General features: G+C 58.7%; 3 protein-coding genes. 2 read left to right on the top strand and 1 reads right to left on the bottom strand.

The features are described 5' to 3' along the window. Positions 1-191: 191 nt before the first annotated feature. Both QJT82_RS45145 and QJT82_RS45140 read left to right on the top strand, forming a co-directional pair. Positions 192-1802 (top strand): IS66 family transposase, encoded by a 1611-nt coding sequence (locus tag QJT82_RS45145; RefSeq protein ID WP_075969262.1) that lies wholly within the window; start codon positions 192-194, stop codon positions 1800-1802. Positions 1803-1806: 4 nt separating this feature from the next. Continuing rightward, positions 1807-2178 (top strand): Imm1 family immunity protein, encoded by a 372-nt coding sequence (locus QJT82_RS45140; protein WP_075969264.1) that lies wholly within the window; start codon positions 1807-1809, stop codon positions 2176-2178. Between the two features lie 178 nt (positions 2179-2356). Here the strand turns inward: QJT82_RS45140 and QJT82_RS45135 are convergent, their stop codons facing one another. Beyond that, on the bottom strand, positions 2357-3511 hold the full coding sequence (locus QJT82_RS45135; protein WP_223153693.1) for an acyltransferase: 1155 nt from the start codon (positions 3509-3511) through the stop codon (positions 2357-2359). Positions 3512-3831: the final 320 nt, after the last annotated feature.

The raw sequence follows: 3831 nt of genomic DNA, 5'->3' as shown, positions 1-3831 counted from the left end.
AATCACGAGCTCGATCATCTCGATCTCAGAATCACTGAGCCTCACGAGGAGGGGCATTCACATGGATAGTCGCTCGAAGGCATCGACTGGCGGCATCCGCAGCGGACGTGGCGCCCGGAAGCTGTTGGTTGAGCGCTCGAACGTAACGGCACTGATGCGTACCGGGCGGAGCTGTGATTCCATCTTCTGCGATGATCACAGCCGATTCGCTCCCTGATGATGTCGCGACGCTGAAGGCGCTGGTGCTCGCCGGCCAGGCGGCCCAGCTTGCGGCGGAAGCCAAGGCACGCAATCTCGAAGCCGAGGTCCGCGCCCGCACGCTGCTGATCGAGCAGATGAAGTTCACGATCGCCAAGCTCAAGCACGAACAGCACGGCCAATCCTCCGAACGAGCCTCGGTGCTCGATCAGCTCGAGCTAGAACTCGCCGACCTCGAGGAGGATGCATCGGAGGCCGAAGCCGATGCGCAGCTGGCAGCCGAACGGGCCAAGGCCGCGAAGATAGACGTGCAGCCATTCGAGCGGCGGCGTCCGGCGCGGCGGCCGCTGCCCGAGGACCTGCCGCGGGAGCGCGTCGTTCATCCCGCGCCGGCCCATTGCCCGTGTTGCGGCGGCGACAGGTTGCGCAAGATCGGCGAGGACGTGACCGAGACGCTGGAGCTCGTGCCGCGGCAGTGGAAGGTGATCCAGCACGTCCGTGAGAAGTTCTCCTGCCGCGCCTGCGAGGCGATCAGCCAGCCGCCGGCGCCGTTCCATCCGATCTCGCGCGGGCGCGCTGGACCGCGTCTGCTCGCGCACATCCTATTCGCCAAATACGGATTGCACCTGCCCCTCAACCGGCAGAGCACGACGTATGCGCATGAAGGTGTGATCCTGGACGTCTCCACGCTGGCCGACTGGGTCGGCGCGGCGGCGGCGACATTGATGCCGCTGGTCGATGCGATCAAGGCGCATGTCCTCGCTGCCGAGCGCATCCATGCCGACGACACCACGGTGCCGGTTCTGGCCAAGGGCAAGACGCGCACGGGGCGCGTCTGGACCTATGTGCGCGACGATCGGCCCTTCGCCGGGCACGCGCCGCCGGCCGCCGTGTTCTTCTACTCGCCCGACCGCTCCGGCACCCATCCAGAGGCGCATCTTGCGACCTATGCCGGACCGATGCAGGCGGACGCCTATGCCGGCTTCAACAGGCTCTACGATCCATCGCGGAAGCCGGGCCCGATCATCGAGGTCGGCTGCTGGGCGCATGCACGGCGCAAGTTCTTCGAGATCGCACGGCTGAAGAAGGCGCCGATCGCGATCGAAGCGATCGCGAAGATCGACGCCCTGTTTGCGATCGAGCGCGACATCAACGGTCTGCCGGCCCACGAGCGCAAAGCCGCGCGCCATGCGCGCAGCCGCCCGCTGGTCGATGAGCTTCATACCTTCCTGCACGAGCGCCGCGCCAAGCTCTCCGGCAAGAGCGAGACCGCCAAGGCGATCGACTACAGCCTCAAGCGCTGGGAGGTGTTCACGCGCTTCATCGACGATGGCCGGCTGTGCATGACCAACAACGCGGCCGAACGCGAGCTACGCGCCGTGGCCGTCGGCCGCAAGAACTGGACCTTCGCCGGCTCCGACGATGGCGGCCGCCGTGCCGCCGCCATCTACACCCTGATCCAGACCGCCAAGCTCAACGATCTCGATCCGCCGGCCTGGTTGACGGACGTGCTGCTGCGGATCAATGATCATCCGGCGTCGAGGCTCGACGAGCTGCTGCCGTGGAATTGGTCAAAACCCAGAACCCTTGTCGCCGCTGCCTGATCAGATGAAGATCACGTTTAACGGAACTGACTTGTCGATTGCCACTGTCGAGCATCTGAGCCTTGCTCTGGATCGCATCGACAAGCAACCGCAGTTCGAACTCTGGATATCGGTACCGAACGGTCAGTCCTTAGCCATGCTGCGCAATGGTAGCCACGCTTGGCTTATGTATCTGCGGTTCAATGGTGATAGCGGCGTCGTGACAAAGGGTAACCCAGACCATCAGGGAACCTGCGCTTACACACTCTCCAACGGGCAGGTCGACGAGCATCCCCTATCCTGGTGCATAGATCTAGAAGAATGCTACAAAGCGATTGCGTACTTCTTCGTCAATGACGGAGCACGATACGATCACGTCGCGTGGCAAATCGCGTAACAGATCTGCCGCGGTCTTGGCCGGATGGATACTGTGGTCTGCCTGAGTTAGCTCTTTCAATTACCCACATCTCATACCTAGCTAATTACCCTGAAGCTGGAAGGCCAGAGGGGGCGAAAGCGCTTCTGAGAGCAGAACAGGATAAGCACATCCGTGCATACCTGCGGCAGTGCCTGCATTAGCCTTTGAGGTGCTCAAATGATCTGTGACGCAAAGTGGCACGGATCGGTTCGTCGATATATCGCTTAACAAGAAAGCTAAAAGCGATTGCAACTAGAGTCATGCTTGGTACCGCTAGCGCTGCATGGATCTGCGCAACCCAACCTGCCGAAGTTCCGCCGAACAATAGCATGAGTGGAACGTAGTGGGTCATATAAAGCGGATATGAAAGATCTCCGATAAACTCGCTAAAACGGTTGATCGACGGACTCCCGATTGCATTAGCGCCCAGCCAAACAAGGAGCGGATATACGATTGTGACGATCAGGAAATCGTAGGGCTTCCAAAGGAAGGGCCAAAAAAAGGTCGCAAGCATGATAAGCGGAAGGTAATATGCTGCCCCTGGCAACAGCGGTTGCCTGCCAATACGGCAAGCAACAACGCCCGCGATAAATGAAAAACCTACCCGTACAAAGCCAATCCAGAAGGTTCTGCGGTCGAAACCGCCGTTTAGGCTTCCGAAATCGTAGCACGTGTATGCCGTTGCAACCGCGGCGAAGGCGAGCATCGCTAGCAACCATCGAAGCGATAGTTGGCGCAGACAAAGAGCAAACGTTAGGCTCGCCACATACTCGCAAAGCAATGACCAGGCGGGAGCGACAAAAGGAAAAATAGGAAAGCTGGGATCGTGGACAAATAAGTGCGGCAACAGAAGTACGCTGCAGGTGAGGAGAATAAAAAACTCCGTGACACTAAAATTGAATAACGCAGCAGCCATAGGCGCATAGAATCGTCCGATTACAACCACAACGAAGCCCAACAAGGAGCCAATTACGACGAGCGGATGCAGTCGTATCAGACGCCTTTTAATAAGTTCTGTGGGTGACAATTCTACGCGAGAAGGGTCGTAGGCAAATGCCATTACATACCCTGACAAGCAAAAGAAAAAATCTACAGCGAGATAACCGTGAGGAATCCGGTTCTGAGGACCGAACTGAAAGGGTTCATAAAAATGTAAAACGGCGACACAGATGGCAGCAATTCCCCGCATGCCGTCAAGAATGCTCAGTCGCGCGACCTCTTTGGCAGCCAGCGACCCGGGGTCTTCGGGAAAGGCGTTGGGGGGCGGTAAATTCGGGGTGGCGCAGCTGGATTTGAGCATCGCGTTCGACATGTAGGATTCTGCAATTCTATTAACGCATCTGTCGCATTTCTTTACATATACATGCATATACATGCATATACATGCATATACCGTGTGCCGCTACACGGTCTGAGCACCGTCAACTGCTAGCCCGGCCTATTCGTCAGAGGGCGGCTTTTGGGCCCGATTGATGCGGCCGCACAGTAAGCCCCCGGTGACGGCCACCTTGCGTCGGCAGTGAGGCTTCGCGAAGCCATAGGACTAGTCCTGGAGCTAGGGTCCAGACTCAATTGAGCCAATATGCGACGAGAGCGGCGAGATGAACAGCGGCCAAAAAATTACGGGCGAGC

The organism is Bradyrhizobium sp. Mp19, from assembly GCF_029952935.1.
Classification (GTDB): Bacteria; Pseudomonadota; Alphaproteobacteria; order Rhizobiales; family Xanthobacteraceae; genus Bradyrhizobium; species Bradyrhizobium elkanii.
This window is presented reverse-complemented; position numbering and strand designations above follow the sequence as displayed.